The organism is Rothia sp. HMSC069C03, assembly GCF_001811075.1.
Lineage (GTDB): Bacteria > Actinomycetota > Actinomycetes > Actinomycetales > Micrococcaceae > Rothia > Rothia mucilaginosa.
In genome coordinates, this window is the sequence record NZ_KZ627121.1 from 46,253 (window position 1) to 67,190 (window position 20,938).

The window sequence follows — 20,938 nt, forward strand, 5'->3', positions numbered from 1 at the left end:
ATTAAGATGTGCCGGTGTGTAACCGGGCGCTTTATCGTGCCCTCACACGCACCGGATAGAGCATCACGAATGTACTGCGAACGCGGTTCTACACACGCTAGAGAGGGGAGAGGACCATGAGCGATCACGACCTCACCGCAACCTCCGAAGCATTTGAAGGACCGGTCCGCACCTGCATCGGATGCCGTGCCCGCGATGAACAGCGCAACCTGCTGCGCATCGCCCGCACACCCGTCACGTCTGCTACCGAGCAGGCGGACACCCCGCCCTATCAGCCCGATATGGCGGGAACTATGCCCGGACGAGGCGCTTGGATCCATCCGAGCGAAAAGTGCGTAGCCGCTCTGCAGAAAAAGAACGGTCTGGCGCGCGCCTTCAAAAAAGCGATCCCTGTAGCCCAGCTGCAGGCGTGCTGTGAGCAGATTCGAGCCGTTATTGCGGACTCGACCCCCTCATAGACGCTTTTCGGGTATATGCCCTCTGTAAGTCAACGAGTTTGACGACTTCTTATCTGAAAGCGAGTCAGAAAACTGATGGATATCTAATGAGTGCCGCGAAATGAGTACCCTTTCGTGCTCACCCACCGGCAATTTCACGAATTGGCGCGCCTTCGGGCGTGCACCCCGTAAACATTAGTGTTCGCACCATTCCCGGTGCGGACCGGGAATGGAGAAAATTTGGCTCAGCCTCGAGTACACGAGTTTGCTAAAGAAGTAGGCGTACCTTCTAAGGAAGTTATCGCTAAGCTCAAGGATATGGGCGAGTTCGTTAAGAGCTCCTCTTCCACCCTGAACCCCATGGTTCTGAAGAAGCTGCGCGCGGAATTCCCCGCCGCAGCCGCTAAGCCTGCCGCAAAGGCAGCACCCGCGGAGTCGGCAGCTAAGTCGGCACCCAAGCCCGCAGCGGCTAAGCCCGCCGCTAAGCCTGCGGCAGCTCCCAAACCGGCAACGGCAAAGCCTGCCGCTAAGCCGGCACCCAAGCCTGCAGCTAAGCCCGCAGTAGCTGAGAGCGCAGCTCCCAAGCCTGCAGCTAAGCCCGCCGCAAAGCCTGCAGCAGCAGCACCCAAGCCCGGCGGTCCCCGCCCGGGTAACAACCCCTTCGCAACCCAGCAGGGCATGGCACGCCCCGAGGCTGCACCGAAGTCGGCAGCGCCCAAGCCTGCCGCTCCGAAGCCCGGCCCCAAGCCCGGTCCTCGCCCCGGTAATAACCCCTTCGCATCCCAGCAGGGTATGAAGCGTGGCGGCGGCGACTCCCAGCGTTCCGGCGGTCCCCGTCCGGCACGTAACGGTCGTCCCGGTGGCAACGGCGGCAACGGTGGCGCACGCCCCGGCGGCAACGGTGGCGCACGCCCCGGCGGTAACGGCGGTCCCCGCCCCGCAGGTGGCGCACGTCCCGCAGGTAACGGTGGCCCCCGTCCGGCAGCTGGCGCACGTCCCGGTGCACCCCGTCCGGCTGGTGGCGGCGGTGCACGCCCGAACCCCTCGATGATGCCCAAGGTTTCCAACGTTGGTGGCGGCGCGTCCGGCTCCAACAACGGCGGCGGTAACGGTGGCGGCGGCGCACGTCGCGGCGGCGGTTCCGGCGGCGGCTTCAACCGCGGTCCGGGTCGTCCCGGCCCCGGCGGTCGCGGCAACGCACAGGGCGCATTCGGTCGCGGTGGCTCCAAGCGTAAGGGCCGCAAGTCCAAGGCAGCTCGCCGCCATGAGCAGGAGCAGCTGAACGCACCGGCACCCGGTGGCGTGGTTGTTCCTCGCGGCGACGGCTCGACCGAGATTCGTCTGCGCCGCGGCGCGTCCATCATGGACTTCGCTGAGAAGATTGGCGCAAACCCGGCATCGCTGATTACGGTTCTCTTCCACCTGGGTGAGATGGCTACCCAGACTCAGTCCCTGGACGAGGAGACCTTCGAGCTGCTGGGTGCCGAACTGGGTTACTCGATCAAGATTGTTTCCCCGGAGGATGAGGAGCGCGAGCTGCTCGAGTCCTTCGACATCGACCTCGAAGCCGAAGCAGAAGCTGAGGGCGAGGATGTCCTGGAGGTTCGTCCCCCGGTCGTCACCGTCATGGGTCACGTTGACCACGGTAAGACCCGCCTGCTGGACGCTATCCGTAACACCAACGTCATTGAGGGTGAGGCCGGCGGCATTACCCAGCACATTGGTGCATACCAGGTCCACACCACCGTTGAGGGTGAAGACCGCGCGATTACCTTCATCGATACCCCCGGTCACGAGGCGTTCACCGCTATGCGTGCCCGTGGTGCGAAGGTCACCGACGTGGCAATCCTCGTGGTCGCGGCGGATGACGGCGTTATGCCCCAGACCGTTGAGGCACTGAACCACGCACAGGCCGCTAACGTGCCGATCGTGGTTGCTGTGAACAAGATCGATAAGGAAGGCGCGTCCCCGGAGAAGATCCGTGGCCAGCTCACCGAGTACGGTCTGATCCCCGAAGAGTACGGTGGCGACACCATGTTCGTGGACGTCTCCGCTCGCAACGGCACCAACATCGACGAGCTGCTTGAGGCTGTCACCCTGACCGCTGACGTGCTCGAACTGACCGCTAACCCGAACAAGGAAGCACGCGGCGTTGCTATTGAAGCAAACCTGGACAAGGGCCGCGGTGCGGTTTCCACCGTCCTGGTTCAGTCCGGTACCCTGCACGTCGGTGACGCTATCGTTGCCGGTGTTGCTCACGGTCGCGTTCGTGCAATGTTCGATGAGAACGGTCAGGCTGTGAAGGAAGCTGGCCCGTCCCGCCCCGTTCAGGTGCTGGGTCTGTCCACCGTTCCTCGTGCAGGCGATACCTTCCTCTCCACCGAGGAAGAGCGTACCGCTCGTCAGATTGCTGAGAAGCGTGAGGCTGCTGATCGTAACGCTCAGCTGGCTAAGCGTCGTAAGCGCGTGACCCTCGAGTCCTTCGATGCCGCTGTGGCTGAGGGCAAGATGGACACCCTGAACCTGATCATTAAGGGTGACGTCTCCGGTGCTGTTGAAGCACTGGAAGAGTCCCTGATGAAGATCGACGCCGGTGGCGACGAGGTTCAGCTGCGCGTCATCCACCGCGGTGTGGGTGCTATTACCCAGAACGACGTGAACCTGGCAACCGTGGACAACGCGGTCATCATCGGCTTCAACGTCCGCCCGGCAGAGCGCGTGGCAGAACTTGCCGACCGCGAAGGCGTCGAGATGAAGTTCTACTCGGTCATCTACCGTGCGATTGAGGAAATTGAGCAGGCCGTCAAGGGTATGCTCAAGCCCGAGTACGAGGAAGTGGAGCTCGGCTCCGCAGAGATCCGCGAGGTCTTCCGCTCCTCCAAGTGGGGCAACATCGCAGGTTCGATCGTCAAGAACGGCATCATCAAGCGCAACGCCAAGGCACGCCTGGTGCGCGACGGTTCCGTGGTGGCTGACAACCTCACCATCGAGTCGCTGCGTCGTTTCAAGGACGACGCTACCGAGGTTCGCGAAGGTTTCGAGTGTGGTATTGGCCTCGGCTCCTTCAACGACATCAAGGAAGGCGACATTATCGAGACTTGGGAGATGCGCGAAAAGCCGCGTGTCTAAGACTCACACGCTGATGCGCCCGTCACCCGCTAGTGTTCTCGCACCCGCAGGCTTCTAAAACTGGAGCCTGCGGGGCGGGTGCTGGCGGGGCGGGCGCTTCCGCATTACCTGGAACGCCTCCAAAGCACCCCGAGTGTTCGCGGAAGGCGCCACGATATTTCACCACGACATTTCAAGGAGAAACACATGGCTGATGCAGCCCGCGCGGCACGACTTGCCGACCGCATCAAGGTAATTGTGGCGAAGGCGCTGGAGCGTCGTGTTAAGGATCCCCGCCTCGGTTTTGTGACCATTACCGATGCCCGCGTGACCAACGACCTGCAGCACGCAACCCTGTACTACACCGTGTTCGGCTCCGAAGAGGACGCCGCAAACACCAAGAAGGCGCTGGAATCTGCTAAGGGTATTCTGCGCGCCGAGGTGGGTAAGAACATCACTGCCCGCCTGACCCCCACCCTGACTTTCGTCGCTGACGAGGTTCCCGAGAACGCCTTCCACATTGAGGCGCTTCTGCGTGAGACTCGCGAGCGCGACGCCGCCCTGGCTGCTGCAGCTGAGGGTGCCGAGTACGCTGGTGAGGCTGACCCCTACAAGAAGGATGAGCCTGCCGAGGGTGAGGACGCCTAAGTGGCGAAGAAACAACCTCAGGGCCCGTCCGGCCTGATGGTCATTGATAAGCCCGCCGGGATGAGCAGCCACGACGCAGTCTCTCAGATGCGTCGTATTGCTGGCACCCGGCGGGTTGGTCACGCCGGTACGCTGGATCCTGCCGCGACCGGCGTGCTGATTTTGGGCATCAATAAGGCGACGAAGCTGCTGACCTACCTGGTCGGTCAGGATAAAACCTATGACGCGACGATTCGCCTGGGCATTGAGACGCTGACTGAGGACGCCGAGGGTGAGCACACCGCCGCGCATCCGGATGCCGTTGAGGCGCTGACCGGTATGGACACTGAGCAGATGCGTGCGCGCATCCTGGAGGCTGTGGCGCAGCTGAGCGGCGACATTCTGCAGGTTCCTTCTGCGGTGTCTGCTATCAAGATCAACGGTGTTCGTTCGTACGCGCGTGTGCGTAGCGGCGAGCAGGTTGAGTTGGCGGCGCGTCCGGTGACGATTAGCGAGTTCACGGTGCATTCTGTGGCTGCCGGTTTTGCCGAGTACGTGATTGAGGACCCCGAGAACGAGGGCGAGCACACGGCAACCTCGGTTCCCGTGATTGACTGCAAGGTGACGGTTTCGTGCTCTTCGGGCACCTATATTCGTGCCCTGGCGCGTGATCTGGGCAAGATTCTGGGCACCGGTGGACACCTGACGGCTCTTCGCCGTACCCGTGTGGGTGCGGTGGTGCTTGAGGACGCCGCCGATTTGGCGCAGTTGAAGCAGCGCCGTGAAGAATCGGAAGCACCGCTGGAAGATTTGCCGCTGCTTCCCCTGGAGGAAGCGGCACGCCGCATCTTTGGTGCGCGTGAGCTCTCTGCCGTGGAGGCGAGCGATATTTCTTACGGTCGTCGTATTAGCCCCAGCGGTGATGGTTCCGTAGTGAAGCGTTCCGTGCACGCGAGCGCGGATGAGTCCGGCGCGGTGCAGCATGCCAGCGTTGAGGGTATTGTGGCGGGCTTCGCCCCGGACGGTACCTTGGTTGCCCTCCTGGAGAATAAGAAGCAGCGCGGGAAGGTGCAGGCCGCCCCGGTGCTGGTTTTTGAGGCGAATCGTTCCTTCAACTAGGCGTTGAAGGCTTATGATGGGCGAAGAGGGTTCGGTGTTTGCGCCTACCCAAAGCTGATTCCTCAAGCCTGATTGATTCAGCACCTGTTGAACGTGCGCCCTATTCATTCAACACGCTAACGTAAACATCCCTGAACACACATGACTACTCGTGCGGGTGCCGCCCGGCCCTGCTGAAGGAGAGAATATGAGCGAGAACCAGAGCTCCGCTAAGAAGGCGAGTGAGCCTCGTACCGCGCCGGTACCCCGCGTGGAGTCTGCACAGGCTGAAGCTACCGTAACCGGGGCTGCTGCGACCGGAGCTGCTACTCAGGGCGGTGCCGCGAAGGCTGCCGGTGCTAAGAGCGCTGAGCCTATTTCAGCGGCGAAGGCACCCGAGGGTGTTCGTGTAGCCGCACCGGCGTCCGGCGATAAGGCGTCGCAGAAGGCCGATAAGAAGGCTGAGAAGAAGGCAACCCGCGAGGCGTTTGCCCGCCCCAAGAGCATTGAGGAGGCGGCTAAGCCTCAGAACCGTGCGGCGTTCCGCGCGGCGGTGGCGCTGTACGGTCTGTTCATGATTGCGTACGGTGTGTGGCAGGTTCTGGGCGGTATCCGCGTCATTCCGGATGCGCCTGCAGATTTTGCGAACCCCTCGGTGCAGTCGAACTACGTGTTCTTCGCGGCAACCTATGTGGGTGTGGGCCTATCCTTCGTGTTCATTGCCGTGAAGTTCAAGTGGGTGAACATGCTCGCGTTCTCCTGCCTGGTGGTTTTCCTGGGCGGCGTGGGTCGTATCCTGTCGTGGGCGTTCTTCGGCACCCCGCACTGGTCGCTGATCGTGCTGATGGTGACTGAGCTTGTGATTCCTCCGTGCCTGCTGGTGTGGTACAGCTGGATTAACAAGTCCAATAAGATTCGCGAGGAGATGCTGAAGGCTTCTCGTAACCAGGCTCGTAAGTAGTCGTAACGCCCGGGAAGGTTCCTGCCGCACGGTGGGGTGCCTGCCCGGGCTTTCTTATGGGTGGGTTTTCTGCGGGCGGGGCTTGGCTTGTGGGTGGGGTTCTGCCGCTGCCAGTCAGATACCCGCCACCTCCGCCGCATCCACAAAGCTAGGGGAGAGGGCACCGCCTGCGAGGGGCGCCGTTCCATTCCCTGTTGATTCCCGTTTTGAATTCTGCATCCTGCCGCCTGTGGTCTAGGATGGTTAGGTACATTTATCTTTTTCAGGAGAGCCCGTGACCCTCTACACCGCTTTGAGCGAGGTCCCCGCCGGCTACGGCCCCTCGGTCGTGACCATCGGCAATTTTGACGGCGTGCACCGTGGACATGCCCGCGTGATTTCGCGCGTGGTCTCCCTTGCTGAAGAGCACGGTTTGAGCTCTATCGCGGTCTCTTTTGACCCGCACCCGATGCAGGTGCACCGTCCCGAGGTCGCCCACCACGACATTATGGGTCAGGGCTCGCGACGCTACTTCATGTGCCTGCTGGGTCTGAACGACTACCTGCTGCTGAACTACAACCTGGAGTTCGCTGCGCAGACCCCCGAGGAGTTCGTGAAGTCCACCTTTGTGGATGCGCTGAATGCGCGTTTCGTGGTCATCGGTGACGACGTGCGCTTTGGTAAGAACAACTCCGGCGACCTGAACACCATGCGTGAGCTGGGGGAGAAGTACGGCTTTGAGGTGGTTGTCGTTGAGGATCTGATGGTGGATGAGAACACCCGTTGCTCCTCGACCCGCATCCGCCAGCTGCTGCTGGAGGGCGATATGCCCGCCGCAACCGAGCTGCTGGGCCGCCACCACATGATGGCTGGTGAGGTCGTACACGGTCTGGCGCGCGGCCGCGAGTTGGGCTTCCCGACCGCGAATCTTGAGCTTGAGGCGCGCGGCCTGATTCCCGCCGACGGTGTGTACGCCGGCTGGCTCGTGGACGAGTCCGGTAACCGTCACCCCTCCGCTATTTCGGTGGGTACGAACCCGACCTTTGACGGTATTGAGCACCGCCAGGTTGAGGCGCACGTGATTGACCGCCCGGAAGAGCGCGTGGAGGATTTCAACCTGTACGGTCAGCGTGTGCTGATTGAGTTCGTGAAGCGTCTGCGCCCCATGGTGGCGTACACCGGTGTTGAGGCGCTGATTGAGCAGATTAACGACGATGTGGTGCAGACCCGCGAGGTGCTGGCTGAGGACGCGAAGAACTACTGCCCGCCGGAGTGCCCGGTGCAGGCGGAAGTGAAGCATCCCCACTTCTAAGAGCAACGTCCTGCGCCATGCCCCTACGATAACTGCTTGTAGCCCGGGCGGTAGATTTTCGGATCTGCAGCCGGGGCTTTTACGTACCCGACCGGATGTGCCGTAGCTGCCACCTTCTTCGCGCCTGACCTGCTGCGCCGCTCATGAAACATCCTGCGTTGTCAGCCTTTACATCCTGCGTCGCCCGCGAGGTGCCCCTGTTTTAGTCGCCCCGCTTTTAAGAGAAGATAGAGTCATGGAAAAATTGAACGTCGAATCCTTCAACCTCGACCACCGCGCCGTAGCAGCACCCTACGTGCGTATCGCAGACCGCAAGGTCCTGCCCGGTGGCGACACCCTCATCAAGTACGATATCCGATTCACCCAGCCGAACACCGCGCACCTGGAAATGCCGACCGTGCACTCCATCGAGCACCTGAGCGCCGAGCACATGCGCAACCACACCGACCGTCTGATTGACTTCTCCCCGATGGGCTGCCAGACCGGTTTCTACGCGCTGACCCTGGCCCTGGAGCCCGAGGATTTCTTCCCTATCCTGGAAGCAACCCTCAACGATATCCTCAACGCGACCGAGGTTCCGGCAGCGAACGAGGTGCAGTGCGGTTGGGGCGCCAACCACACCCTCGAAGGTGCGCAGGCTGCGGCTCGCGAGTTCCTCGCGGCACGCGATGAGTGGGCGCAGGTGATGGCGTAATGAGCGCACAGATTCCTGACGCTTTCGCATCCGCCTTCAACCCAGTGGACTTTGACCCGAACGCTTTCGACCCGGCTGAGGCGTTCAACAGCATGTTTGAGCTGATGGACGGCATGTCCAACGCCATCATCATTCAGGTGGCTATGGATGAGGAGCTTGCACCCTTCCTGAAGGTGACCGAGGAGCTGCAGCCCTCCTTCACCGAGGGTGCGGCGGTATTCCACCCGCGTTACCTGCAGGTGGGTGAGGACCAGGTTCCGCTGCTGCTGGTTCGCTCCAAGATCGGTCTGGTGAACGCGGCGAGCGCCGTCACCGAGGCGATCAGCTACTCCTCGAACTGCCTGGGCGTCATCAGCGCAGGTACCGCCGGCGGTTTGGCTCGCGGCATTAACGTGGGCGACGTGCTGATTGGCGCGAACTACACCTACACTGATGCCGACGCGACCGCGTTCGGTTACGCGCGCGGCCAGGTTCCGGGCATGCCCGAAAGCTACGACGGTCAGGCGGATGAGTGGCAGGACGCTCTGGAGCATGCGCTCGCCGCACTGGAGCCTGTGCGTGAGCAGGCTGAGAGCCCGTGGGAGGTGCGCCGCGGCCAGATGCTGGCGGGTAACTCCTTCGTAACCGCCCACAACGTGAAGGACACCCGCGAGGCGTTCGAGGGCGCCATCAGCACCGACATGGAGACCACCGCTATTGCTCAGGTCTGCCACAACTACGAGATTCCGTTTATCGGAGTGCGTTGCGTGTCTGATCTGTGCGGCCCGGAGGCTGACCAGGACTTCCACCTCTCCGTGGACGTGGTGGCTCCTCGTTCGGCTCGTTACGCTCTGCAGCTGGCTGCTGAGCTGTGGACCGAAGCACAGCTGGAGGCGCTGGACCTGGCTCTCTAAAGCTCTAGAACTAACGATCCAGAGCATGCGGCACGATGTGAGCTCGCATGCGGCATGTGCCGGGGCGTGAACCTGACGGGTTTGCGCCCCGCTCTTTGCGCCCCGGTCCTTTTATACCGGTCTTTTTGTACTGGTTTTTGTACCCCAGTCTTTTTCTGATTAGGCACTTTGATGTACCCGGTCCGTAAGAAACGCAGAAATATTAACCGCGGTGAATATACATTCTGTGTGTCGTGGAGTACTATGAATGTGGAAACTGTCCGATCTCACAGAGGAGTACGTCGTGAAGTTCTGCCCGACTCTCGCCTCCGTCACCGGTCTGCTCGGTGGCTACAAGGTTGCATCTAGCACCGGCATCCGCCCGCTCGGTGGCGCTATCCTGGCACTGTGCGGTGCCGTGGCTTACAAGAATTGGAAGCGTAAGGCTGGCGCAGGCCGTGCCACCTTCCTCACCGCTGTCTACCTCGGCGCGTTCGGCGCCGCTCATCCGCTCGCCAAGAAGCTTGGCGCGTGGCCTGCAGTCTACACTGTGACTGCTGCAACCGCTCTGTGCTCTATCGTCATTGGACGTAAGCGACAGAAGTAGTCTTTGACGAAAAGACGGCGGAAAGGCAACGTTGCCTTCCCGCCGTCTTTTGCGTTCCCTCCCGCCGTACCGGTTGAGTGGGGATGCGACGGGGCGACGCGCGAAGGCAACACCTTCCGCGCAACGCCCCATCACTCGATGGGGAGTGAATCAACCGGTACCGCTCTCAGCCACCTGCTAAGCTGCGGCACCGCCCGATAAGTTTCCCCGCCACCGGCGGGTACACCCCACGAGGTAAAGGAAAAGAAGAAGATGAATACCACTCCGGACTCATCCCCGGTACAGCAGGGCGTAGCTGAGGCTACCTCCGAGAGCCCGCAGCTAGCGCGTGGACTCTCCCTGCGTCACATCATGTTCATCGCCCTCGGCTCCGCCATCGGCACCGGCCTGTTCTACGGCTCGGCATCCGCCATTCAGCTGGCGGGCCCCTCCGTGCTACTTGCCTACGTTATTGGCGGCGCGGCAGTGTTCATGGTGATGCGTGCAATGGGCGAACTCGCCCTGGCGCACCCGGTCTCCGGAGCGTTCTCCGAATACGCGACCCGCTACCTCGGACGCTGGGCGGGTTTTGTGACCGGCTGGACCTACGCCCTGGAAATGGCGCTGGTCGCCATCGCGGACGTCACCGCCTTTGCCGTGTACATGAAGTTCTGGTTCCCGAACAGCCCCTCCTGGATTTGGATCGTCTCGGTTCTGCTGATTCTGCTCGCCATTAACCTGGCGAAGGTCAAGGCATTCGGCGAAACCGAATTCTGGTTCACGCTCGTAAAGGTCAGCGCCATTATCGCCATGATCGTTGGCGGCGTGGTTCTGCTCTTCGTGGGTGTGCAGGCACACGACTCCGTGGCGCCCTCCGTCACGAACCTCTGGGCTCTTGAAGGTGGCTTCTTCGCGAACGGTTTTACCGGCTTCCTCGCCTGCTTTACCGTGGTGATGTTTGCCTTCGGCGGTATCGAGAACATCGGTATTGCCGCCGGTGAAGCGAAGGACCCGCGCACCTCAATCCCCAAGGCGATTCGCACGGTGCCGTTCCGCATCCTCATCTTCTACATTCTGACCCTGTCGGTCATCATGTCCCTGTACCCCTGGTACTCGGTGACGAAGGCGAACTCGCCGTTCGTGCAGATTTTTGAGGGTCTGGGCATTCCGGCTGCCGCATCGATTCTGAACGTGGTCATCATTACCGCCGCCATCTCTGCGCTGAACGCGGACGTGTACGGTGCCGGCCGCATGATGTACGGCCTGGCGAAGCAGAACCTCGCCCCCGCGTCCTTTGCGAAGGTTACCAAGAACGGTGCGCCCTGGATGACCACCCTCATCATGGTGCTGGTCATGGCGGTCGGCGTGATCGTGAACGTGCTCTTCGAGAACGCGTTCGAGGTGGTTGCCTCCCTGGCAACCTTCGCGACCGTATTCGTGTGGGTCATGATTCTGCTGGCGCACATTGCCTTCAAGCGCAGCGGCGCCGATACCGAGGTGCAGCCGGTACGCCAGCCCCTGTGGCTGAGCTATCTGGCGTTGGCGTTCATGATCTTTATCGTGGTGCTCTTCGGCTGCTTCGCGGACACCCAGCTGGCGCTGGTGATGGGCGCAATCTGGTGCCTGTTCCTGCTGGGCTACTACCGCCTCGTGGTGGTGCGCGCTCGCGCTGAAGCGTAAACACCGAATAAACGTAGAGCCCGGTGCGAGGACTCGGCGTGAGAACCCGGTGCGAGAGCCCGGCTGTGAAGCCCGGCGACCGGTAGTGTGATGAGCTACCTGTTGCCGGGCTTCTGCTCACCCTTCCACGAAAGCGCCCCGGTAGCGTAGAATGGGAAGAACGCGTCTGCAGTCCGCAGTAGACGACGTGTATTACAGGGGCGTAAGCCCACCACCCGGCGGCAACCGTCCGTACGGGACGTATGCGGTACTAACTCTAGGAGTTAAAAGTGGCACTGGATCCCGCTGTCAAGCAGGCAATCATCAAGGAATACGCAACTCACGAGGGCGACACCGGTTCGCCCGAGGTTCAGATTGCAGTTCTGTCTCGTCGTATCGCCGACCTGACCGAGCACCTGAAGTTCCACAAGCACGATCACCACTCCCGTCGTGGCCTGATGATCCTCGTTGGTCGTCGCCGCAACATGCTCGGCTACCTGAAGAGCGTCGACATCGAGCGTTACCGTTCGCTGATCGAGCGCCTGGGTCTGCGCCGATAAAACAGGAGCGTCTTGACGCTTTTGTGGTGATTAATCGCCTTTAGGCGGTGTGTGCGGACGTGCTGTCAGCACTACCAACCCTCCAACACGGAGGCGGGTAGCGCCAGCGCGTCCGTACTGCCGCGTTGAGGGGCGCATCTTCCACTCGATAGATTTCACTAGATTCACAGCGAGAAATCGGTAGAAGACGCCGCCCCACCTGAAAGAAAGAACAGAAGGCCGTACCGGCACACACGCCGCGGTCCTCGGTAGCGAATTACGGAACAACACCACCCCCACAACCGCGCCGACACGCGTCGAGCACACGAAAAGGCGGGGGAGAGGTGCCGTGGTTTCCTATCGAAGGCCGACTCGTGCGCCGTACGGCCTGCTAAGAAGAAAGAAGGAACCGTGGAAGGTCCCGAAATCAAGTTTGCTGAAGTCGAAATCGACAACGGCATTCACGGTAAGCGCCACGTGCGCTTTGAAACCGGCCGCCTCGCAAAGCAGGCTGCTGGCTCCGTCCTCGTCACCATCGATGACGAGACCACCCTGCTCTCCGCAACCGCAATCGGCAAGTCTCCCCGTGAGGGCTTCGACTTCTTCCCGCTGACCGTGGACGTGGAAGAGCGCATGTACGCAGGCGGCAAGATCCCCGCATCGTACTTCCGCCGCGAAGGCCGCCCCAGCACCGAAGCAATCCTGGCTGCACGCCTGATTGACCGCCCGCTGCGCCCCGCCTTCACCAAGGGTATCCGCAACGAGGTGCAGGTCGTTGTTACCGTTCTGACCTACGAGCCGGACGAAATCTACAACACCTTCGCAATCAACGCTGCATCCGCATCGACCTCCCTGTCCGGTGCGCCGTTCAACGGCCCCATCGGTGGCGTGCGCATGGCACTGATTGACGGCCAGTGGGTCTGCTTCCCCAAGTACTCCCAGCTGGAAAATGCTGTGTTCGACATGGCTGTTGCAGGTCGTATCGTCACCAAGGCTGACGGTACCGAAGACGTCGCCATCATGATGGTTGAGGCAGAAGCAACCGACAACTCCTGGAAGCTCATCAAGGAGGACGGCCAGACCGCCCCCACCGAAGAGATCGTCGCGGAGGGCCTGGAAGCAGCTAAGCCCTTCATCGCAGCACTGTGCAAGGCACAGGCTGACCTGGTGGCTCGCGCAGGCAAGCCCGCCCTGGAACTGCCCTTCTTCGGCGGCCACGGCGAAGACATCGACGCAGCAGTTGAAGCATTCGCAGCAGACCGCCTGGCAGAGGTATACTCCATCGCTGGCAAGCAGGAACGCGAAGCAGCAGCAGCTGAGTTGCAGGAAGAGCTCATGGAAGCTCTCACCGGCGAAGGTAAGGAATTCGAAGAGCGCTCCAACGAGGTTTCCGTAGCATTCGCTGCCCTGACCAAGCACGTGGTTCGCCAGCGCATCCTCACCGAGCAGGTCCGTATCGACGGCCGCGGCCTGACCGACATCCGCCAGCTCACCGCTGAGGTTGAAATCCTGCCCCGCGTTCACGGTTCCGCTCTCTTCGAGCGCGGCGAAACCCAGATCATGGGTATCACCACCCTGAACATGCTCAAGATGGAGCAGCAGCTGGACTCCCTGCACCCGGTCAAGTCCAAGCGCTACATCCACCATTACAACTTCCCGCCGTACTCCACCGGTGAGACCGGCCGCGTGGGTTCGCCCAAGCGCCGCGAAATCGGCCACGGTGCACTCGCAGAGCGCGCAATCACCCCGGTGCTGCCCTCCCGAGAAGAGTTCCCCTACGCAATCCGTCAGGTCTCTGAGGCTCTGGGCTCCAACGGCTCGACCTCCATGGGCTCGGTTTGCGCATCGACCCTGTCCCTGCTGAACGCCGGTGTGCCGCTGCGCGCACCCGTTGCAGGTATTGCAATGGGTCTGGTCTCTGACGAGGTTGACGGCGAGACCCGCTACGCAGCCCTGACCGACATCCTCGGTGCGGAAGACGCACTGGGCGATATGGACTTCAAGGTTGCAGGTACCTCCGAGTTCGTGACCGCTATCCAGCTGGACACCAAGCTCGATGGTATCCCCGCATCCGTGCTCGCTGGCGCACTGACTCAGGCACGTGAGGCTCGCCTGCACATCCTCGAGGTGCTCGTCAGCGCGATTGACGCACCGGATGAGATGAGCGAGTTCGCACCGCGCATTATTTCCGTGAAGATCCCGGTTGCCAAGATCGGTGAGGTCATCGGCCCCAAGGGTAAGATGATCAACCAGATCCAGGAAGACACCGGCGCAGACATCTCCATTGAGGACGACGGCACCGTGTACATCGGTGCAGCTGACGGCCCCTCCGCCGAGGCTGCCCGTGCGGCGGTGAACGCTATCGCTAACCCGCAGGTTCCCGAGGTGGGCGAACGCTACCTGGGTACCGTGGTGAAGGTGACCGACTTCGGCGCGTTCATCTCCCTGACCCCCGGTAAGGACGGCCTGCTGCACATCTCCGAGATGCGTAAGCTCAACGGCGGCAAGCGCGTTGTTGACGCTGAGGACGTTGTCTCCGTGGGCCAGAAGGTCCAGGTGGAGATCACCAAGATTGATGACCGCGGCAAGCTCTCGCTGGCACCGGTCGTTGAGGGTGGCGACGACGAGTAGTCGTAACCCCCGCTAAGTGATGAGGGGCGTTCGGCGCACCCGGTGCGGTTCATTCCCCACCGGATGTACCGGGCGCCCCTCATCTCATGAGGAAAGAGAACAGCGGAATGCAGACTGCTGTTCTCACTATGAAAGGAATATCAGAATTGTCGACTCGACGAGATACGACGATTGATATTGCCAAGGGCATCGCGATTATCGCGATTGTTTTTGGGCATATTCAACGAGGAATGTGGGCATCAGGGTTGGGCACCGAGGCTCTGCGTCCCTACAAGTTTATGCTGGATTATGGGGTTTATTTCTGGCACCTGGTAGTTTTTGCTTTCCTGAGCGGTCTTTTTGTGACCCGAGGAGCAACGAAGACTACTGCCTCCTCCTATCTGACGAAGCGTCTGGTTCTCTTCGGATACCTGTATGTTGTTTGGCAGGTTTTGCAGGTGGGCATGAAACTTGTACTTCCGTCTAATTCTTCCGATAAGACGACTGTTATGAGCCTGCTTGAATTGTGGAAGCCCGAGGGCCAGCTCTGGTTCTTCCCCTGGCTCATAATTGTAACCATTATTGCTGTGCTGGGCCGCGTCTGGCAGAAGGATGTCAAAGCCTATGCAGTTATGACGGTGTGCGCGGTTCTTGCCATCGTTTTCTGGGGCTATAGTGGCGATTATGTAGGTACCGGCGGTATCTCTCTTGCGGTCTTCTTCATGCTTGGCGTGGCTCTTGGCCATGAGAGATTCCAAGCTATTATGGAGTCCGTACCGCTGGCGGTACACGCCGCCATTGTGGTAATCGGTCTTGCCGTGTACGCCGTAATTTTGGTGAATGTACAGGCCGCTCCGCCGACTGTGGTGCCCTACTTTGCGAATAACCCAGCGGCAATCGTCATGGGTATTGTCGCTTCATTGCTGTCCTCGCTGGCGGTGCTCTCGCTCTCCTACCTGCTGGCAAGGGTTTCGTGGAGCGGCTGGCTCGCCTACCTGGGCCGTCACTCCCTGGAAATCTTCATCGCGCATATTGTGTGCGGTGCAGCTTTCCGTTTCGTGCTGACGAAGTCTGGTTTCTTCTCGGTACCCCTGTTCCTGGTGGGAGGAACGATCTTCGCAATCCTCGCCTCGCTCCTGATGGGGTACTGCGCTCAGAAGCTGCGGGTTCCGCTGTTTGCGTTGCCTCGCCCTCTTGAACAAAAAATTAGCTAATCGAAATATCGAAGGACGCTGAATGTCTATTTCCCTGCCCGTCGAGCTTGAGGCCATTGCCGAAGAGCTCAACTACGAGCATGGCCGCCTCATCTACGAGGGTGTAGGCGGTAACGAGGTGCGCCGCTCCATCCTGCCCGGTGGCGTACGCGTGATTACCGAAAAAATGCCCGGTACCCGCGGCGTATCTATCGGATTCTGGGTCGGAGTCGGCTCCCGAGACGAAGCCCCCGGCATGCTTGGTTCCACCCACTTCCTGGAGCACCTGCTGTTCAAAGGCACCGGCACCCGCACCGCCCTGGACATCGCATCATCCTTCGATGCGGTAGGCGGTGAATCCAATGCGCTGACCGCTAAGGAACACACCTGCTACTACGCGCGTGTGCTCGACGATGACGCGCCCATGGCGGTGGACGTCATCACCGATATGGTCACCAACGCCCTGCTGGATCCGGCTCACCTTGAGCAGGAACGCGGTGTGATCCTCGAAGAGATCGCCATGGACCAGGACGACCCGACCGACGTTGCTTTCGAAAACTTTGTGGAGCAGCTCATGGGTGAGAACCCGCTGGGCCGACCCATTGGCGGTACCCCGCTGGAGATTACCGAGGTGCCGCGTGACGCCGTGTGGGAGCACTACAAGCGCTACTACACCCCGGACCGCCTGGTTATTTCTGCCGCCGGTTCGCTGGAACACAGCACTATGGTCCGCCTCGTGCTGGAGGCACTGACCCGCTACGGCTGGAACCTACAGGAGGGTGTGGCACCGGCACCGCGTCGCGTACGTACCGACAGCGGCATTGTTCCGCTGAGCGAACTGCGTGAGGTGGAGAAAGGCTTCGAACAGACCAACATTGTGATGGGCTGCCCGAGCATTATTGCCGGGGATGACCGCCGCTACGCGATGAGCGTACTGACCAGCGCGTTCGGTGCGGGTATGTCCTCGCGTCTGTTCCAGGAGATTCGTGAGAAGCGCGGTCTGGCATACAGCACGTTTGCGTTCTCCGGTGCGTACTCGGACGCCGGCTACTTCGGCATGTACGCAGGCTGCCTACCCGCTAAGACCGAGCAGGTGCGCGAGGTCATGGGCTACGAGTTCGATAAGCTCGCCACCGCCGGTATTACCGAAGAGGAGCTGACGAAGGTCCGCGGCCAGCTGGCTGGTTCCACCGTGCTCGGTAGCGAGGATTCGGGTTCGCGCATGTCCCGCCTGGGCCGCGCCGAGCTGGACTCGGGTCTGTTCACCAGCACCGATGAACTGCTGGAGAAGATCCGCGCGGTCTCTCTGGAGGAGGTGCGCGACCTGGCAGCGTACCTGGGGCAGCAGCAGATGATTACCACCATCGTGCGCTAACGCTCAATGCTTACGGCATAGAATGCCCGTTCCCACACCCCACTAAAGCGGGGGAGGGAACGGGCATTTGGTTTGTATCGGTCCTATTGCAGAGGCGTTTCCGAGAAGTGCTTCCGGGGCACTCTGCCGTCCATGCTCTTGACGCTCAGCATGAGCGGCAGAATCGAAAAGCTACCCCAGAACACTACCTCTGAGGGCTACTTCTGCACGCTACTTCTGTGCCTTGGCGATAGCCTCCATCAGCACTTGAGCGTAGAGTTCCTGGCCGGCTGCCTCCGGATGAACACCATCGGAGGTGAGAAGACCATTCTGAGTTTGCAGAGCCTGGCGAATCGCAGAGTTCCAATCCGCAATAATCACACGATTAGAATGCTGAGCCGCAAACTCGTGAATCTTACCGTTCGAGTAGTCAATCCAGGTTAGGTTGCGCGGGCCGTAACCGGTGACCAGCACCAGTTTAGAATCGGCGGGCATAGCCGCCAGAACCTCGTCGAGCTGACCGTCCAGAATGGTCGAGTTCGCGGTCACCGACAGCACGAAGGTCTTACGGATTTGGCCGCTGGCTCCCATGGACTTAATAATCGGCAGAGCCTTGGCGATGGTGCGTCCCTCCGCCGCATCGATGGATGCTTCGGGCATCTTGTCGTACAGCTCGGGGGATACTGCCACCACAATGGAGTCACCCACAATAGTCACCTGTGAAGAGTTCACGGAACCGGTCGCATCCTTCGAAGCTGAGGGGCTTGCGGAAGCCTTTGTATCCTTACCCGCAGCGCTTGCGCTTGCTGATGCGCTCGCAGCCTGCGCCTCCTGACGTGCCTTCAGACGCTCAACGGCGGCACGCTTGCCATCCTCAACGGACTGCTGGGCGGTAGTCATTGCCGGAGCGGTGTATACCGCCAGACCGGTTGAAGCAGCCGCCACGACAGCCGCAAGGGCGACCGAAACCGGCAGGAACTTAGTGCGCGAGGACTGGAAGGCCGCCACCACACGGTTAGCACTACCTCGGAAACCGTAGCGGCGAATCGGGGTCTCAACCCAGCGGTACGACATCTCTGCAATAACGAAGGTCGCAACAAAAACGCCCGCGTTCACCAGCGGGGAGCGATCCGCGCCCAGCACATAATGCATCACTACAGCAAGCGGCCAATGCCACAGATACAGGCCGTAGGAGCGCTCGCCCACCCAGCGTAGGGGAGCGAAGTTCAGTAGGCGGCGCAACATTTCGGAGGCGCCAGCAAGCATATCGGGTAACATACCCTGAATTACGCCCAGCGCCAACAGGGAGGCACCGAACAGACCCGAGGGAATCGCTCCGGGTGCAGACTCAGGAACCAGAATTGCGTAGGGAATCAGCGCGAATAGGGATAACCAGCTAATCATGACGCGGGCGAAAGCGACCAGACCGAAGGGCTGAGCTACGCGGTACAGTACGGACTGCTGTAGCGGGGGATACAGGGACCAGGGACGAGCGAACGCCAGCAGGGCGCCGAGTAGCAGACCGTAGAGGTGAGTGTCAGTGCCGTAGTAGATGCGGCTAATGGGGGAGCCGGACATCAGCAGTGCGGTGGCAGTGCTCAGCGACGCAATAATACCAAGCACCATGACCACGCTGAAACGACGCCATGAACGGCGCAACAGTATGCCAGCGCTAACAATCAGCAGGGGCCAGACCACGTAGAACTGTTCTTCCACTGCCAGGGACCAGAAGTTCGTGAAAAGCTCCGGGGAAGTCTGCGCGAAGTAGTCGTTACCGGAAAAAATGGAAATCCAGTTGGACGAGAAGGTCGCCGCACCGGCAAGTTGTCGACCCAGGTTCACCTGAATATCGCCGCCAACGAGCAGGCTGACCGGTCCCATGACCAGAATCAGCAGGGCAATGGCGGGAAGCAGTCGGCGGGCACGGCGAATCCAGAAGCTACCCAGGGCAATTTTGCCGGTGAGTGTACCTTCACGTAGAAGCAGGGAAGTAATCAGGAAACCGGAGATGACGAAGAAAATATCTACGCCGATCATGCCGCCGGGTAGTACGGTGGGCCAGAAGTGGTACACCATCACGAGGAGCACAGCGATTGCTCGCAGGCCGTCCAAACCCGGCAGAATATAACGCCGGTTAGCCTCATCTGGACGCACGGAGGAGGTAAAGAGGGACTTCATACTGTTTGTGTACTCCGTAGGACGGAAATTATAGAAATACTTGCTAATTATATGTTTGTTCCCTTTAGATGACATATAAATACCCGTATATGACGCACATAATACTTCGTTTTTATACTGCTGAGGTTCCGCAGGGTATCTCACCCTGTGTGTGCGATGGCGTGCACCGTGCCCACAGAGGGGATAATAGAGGCTGTACGTCACAACCCCCATCGTCGGGGCGCCAACAAGTTACGGAGGAGAGAATCATGACCCACGAGGCTGATGAAAAAATCTGGAAGGTAGCGGTACTCGGTGCTGCGGGCCGCATGGGTTCCGAGGCGGTGCGTACCGTCAACACCTCCGCAGACATGGACCTGGTGGCGGCGCTGGGCCGCGGCGACGACCTGCAGGAGCTGGTCGATGCCGGCGCAGAGATTGTTATTGACCTGACCGTTCCTGAATCCAGCGAAGCAAATGTGCGCTTCGCGGTGGAGCATGGTATGCACGCTGTGGTTGGTACGACCGGTTGGACCCCCGAACGCCTGGAGTCCCTGAGAGCGCTACTGGCTGAGCACACCGAGGTGGGTGTGCTCATCGCCCCGAACTTCGCGATTGGTTCGATCCTCGCCACCGAGTTCGCGGCGAAGGCGGCACGCTACTTCGAATCGGTAGAGATTATTGAGATTCACCACCCGAATAAGGTGGATGCTCCCTCCGGTACCGCTGTGCACACCGCCCGTAAGGTGGCTACCGCCCGCGCGGAGGCTGGCGTGGGCGGTAGCCCGGACGCCACCACCTCCGATCCTTTGGGTTCGCGCGGTGCCGTGGTCGACGATATTCACGTACATGCGGTACGTCTGCGTGGTATGGTGGCGCATCAGGAGATTCTGCTGGGCGATCCCGGTCAGCAGCTGGTGATTCGTCATGATTCTTTTGACCGTACCTCCTTTATGCCTGGCGTGCTGTTGGGTGTGCGTGAGGTGGCGGCGCATCCCGGTTTGAGCGTGGGCTTGGACGCCTACATGGATTTGTCCTAGGAGAGAGTATTGTCTGAACAGACTTCGCGTGAGGTTTCATCGAGCCCGTCGGAGGCACAAGCCCGCGGTCCCTGGTGGACTTCGCTACGCCTGTGGAGCATCTGTGCCTGCGTGCTGATGGTGCTGACCGTGCTGATTCTGCCGCTGCCGCTGACGGTGCGTGCCTCTATTATGGGCGTGCTGATTTTTAGCGCCGTCTTCGTAGCGGTGGATGCCGGCGGTTGGGGTAAGACCTTCGCGGCGCTGACTTGCGCGCTGCTGACCCTATACCTGGTGCATATTGCCCAGCAGGGGTTCGTGATGCTCACCTCCGGTTCGGTGGCTGGCATTGTTCTTGGCGCGGGTATGATTTTGCTGCCGATTCTGGGTGCGTGGGCGCTGGTGCGTGAGGTGCTTTTCGGTGCTCGTATTCAGCGTATGGCTCAGGAGCTGGCTGCTTCGGGTGAGCTGGCGGAAGATACCCTGCCGCGCACCCCCTCCGGTCGTGTAGACCGTGAGGCTGCGGCGGTGGAGTTTGAGAGCTTTGCTGCGGCGGTGGAGCAGGAGCCGAATAACTGGAAGGCATGGTTCAACCTGGCGTGTATGTACGATGCCGGTGGTGAACGCAAGCGTGCCCGTGCGGCGATGCGTAACGCGTGGGCGTTGCGTTCGGGCGGTCAGGCCAAGGGTATGCGTTAGGCGGTAGCCCCGATTACGTATGGTCGATGCCGCA

17 protein-coding genes are annotated in these 20,938 nt (G+C 60.7%); 16 read left to right on the plus strand and 1 reads right to left on the minus strand.

Going from position 1 to position 20,938, the window contains the following annotated elements:
- Nucleotides 1–116: 116 nt before the first annotated feature.
- The 14 genes from HMPREF2779_RS00550 (at nt 117) to HMPREF2779_RS00615 (ending at nt 17,050) form a co-directional block, all read left to right on the plus strand.
- The gene (locus HMPREF2779_RS00550; protein ID WP_105360555.1) at nt 117–458 is read left to right on the plus strand and encodes a YlxR family protein; all 342 of its coding nucleotides are present in this window, start codon (nt 117–119) and stop codon (nt 456–458) included.
- Nucleotides 459–677: 219 nt separating this feature from the next.
- Nucleotides 678–3,566, plus strand: coding sequence for a translation initiation factor IF-2 (gene infB / locus HMPREF2779_RS00555; protein ID WP_105360556.1), 2,889 nt, complete (start codon nt 678–680; stop codon nt 3,564–3,566).
- A 186-nt stretch (nt 3,567–3,752) separates the two neighbouring features.
- On the plus strand, nt 3,753–4,193 hold the full coding sequence (gene rbfA, locus HMPREF2779_RS00560) for a 30S ribosome-binding factor RbfA (protein ID WP_005507090.1): 441 nt from the start codon (nt 3,753–3,755) through the stop codon (nt 4,191–4,193).
- On the plus strand, nt 4,194–5,291 hold the full coding sequence (gene truB, locus HMPREF2779_RS00565; RefSeq protein WP_105360557.1) for a tRNA pseudouridine(55) synthase TruB: 1,098 nt from the start codon (nt 4,194–4,196) through the stop codon (nt 5,289–5,291).
- A gap of 187 nt (nt 5,292–5,478) precedes the next feature.
- On the plus strand, nt 5,479–6,231 hold the full coding sequence (locus HMPREF2779_RS00570) for a DUF4345 domain-containing protein (protein ID WP_070684888.1): 753 nt from the start codon (nt 5,479–5,481) through the stop codon (nt 6,229–6,231).
- 274 nt (nt 6,232–6,505) lie between these two features.
- Nucleotides 6,506–7,522, plus strand: a complete 1,017-nt coding sequence (locus HMPREF2779_RS00575) for a bifunctional riboflavin kinase/FAD synthetase (RefSeq protein WP_105360558.1) — start codon at nt 6,506–6,508, stop codon at nt 7,520–7,522.
- 235 nt (nt 7,523–7,757) lie between these two features.
- Nucleotides 7,758–8,216 carry an S-ribosylhomocysteine lyase gene (locus HMPREF2779_RS00580; protein WP_105360559.1) on the plus strand — a complete coding sequence of 153 codons (459 nt, stop codon included), beginning with the start codon at nt 7,758–7,760 and terminating at the stop codon, nt 8,214–8,216.
- On the plus strand, nt 8,216–9,109 hold the full coding sequence (mtnN, locus tag HMPREF2779_RS00585) for a 5'-methylthioadenosine/S-adenosylhomocysteine nucleosidase (protein ID WP_105360560.1): 894 nt from the start codon (nt 8,216–8,218) through the stop codon (nt 9,107–9,109). The genes HMPREF2779_RS00580 and mtnN overlap by 1 nt, the downstream gene beginning before the upstream one ends.
- Nucleotides 9,110–9,356: 247 nt before the next feature.
- The gene (locus HMPREF2779_RS00590) at nt 9,357–9,695 is read left to right on the plus strand and encodes a hypothetical protein (RefSeq protein ID WP_049328014.1); all 339 of its coding nucleotides are present in this window, start codon (nt 9,357–9,359) and stop codon (nt 9,693–9,695) included.
- 252 nt (nt 9,696–9,947) lie between these two features.
- Nucleotides 9,948–11,354 carry an amino acid permease gene (locus HMPREF2779_RS00595; protein ID WP_105360561.1) on the plus strand — a complete coding sequence of 469 codons (1,407 nt, stop codon included), beginning with the start codon at nt 9,948–9,950 and terminating at the stop codon, nt 11,352–11,354.
- 269 nt (nt 11,355–11,623) lie between these two features.
- Nucleotides 11,624–11,893, plus strand: a complete 270-nt coding sequence (gene rpsO, locus HMPREF2779_RS00600; RefSeq protein ID WP_005507098.1) for a 30S ribosomal protein S15 — start codon at nt 11,624–11,626, stop codon at nt 11,891–11,893.
- A gap of 390 nt (nt 11,894–12,283) precedes the next feature.
- Nucleotides 12,284–14,503: a polyribonucleotide nucleotidyltransferase gene (locus HMPREF2779_RS00605; protein WP_105360562.1), complete on the plus strand. Its 2,220-nt coding sequence runs from the start codon at nt 12,284–12,286 to the stop codon at nt 14,501–14,503.
- Nucleotides 14,504–14,649: 146 nt separating this feature from the next.
- Nucleotides 14,650–15,696, plus strand: coding sequence for an acyltransferase family protein (locus HMPREF2779_RS00610; RefSeq protein ID WP_158676567.1), 1,047 nt, complete (start codon nt 14,650–14,652; stop codon nt 15,694–15,696).
- A gap of 22 nt (nt 15,697–15,718) precedes the next feature.
- On the plus strand, nt 15,719–17,050 hold the full coding sequence (locus tag HMPREF2779_RS00615; protein ID WP_105360564.1) for a M16 family metallopeptidase: 1,332 nt from the start codon (nt 15,719–15,721) through the stop codon (nt 17,048–17,050).
- A gap of 210 nt (nt 17,051–17,260) precedes the next feature.
- On the opposite strand, the gene HMPREF2779_RS00620 is transcribed toward HMPREF2779_RS00615, so the two are convergent.
- A complete protein-coding gene (locus tag HMPREF2779_RS00620; RefSeq protein ID WP_105360565.1) occupies nt 17,261–19,207 on the minus strand; it encodes an acyltransferase family protein in 1,947 nt (648 codons plus the stop codon).
- A gap of 248 nt (nt 19,208–19,455) precedes the next feature.
- On the opposite strand from HMPREF2779_RS00620, the gene dapB reads away from it, so the two are divergent.
- The gene (gene dapB, locus HMPREF2779_RS00625; protein WP_105360566.1) at nt 19,456–20,226 is read left to right on the plus strand and encodes a 4-hydroxy-tetrahydrodipicolinate reductase; all 771 of its coding nucleotides are present in this window, start codon (nt 19,456–19,458) and stop codon (nt 20,224–20,226) included.
- Nucleotides 20,227–20,235: 9 nt separating this feature from the next.
- On the plus strand, nt 20,236–20,904 hold the full coding sequence (locus HMPREF2779_RS00630; protein WP_070684898.1) for a tetratricopeptide repeat protein: 669 nt from the start codon (nt 20,236–20,238) through the stop codon (nt 20,902–20,904).
- Nucleotides 20,905–20,938 lie beyond the last annotated feature (34 nt).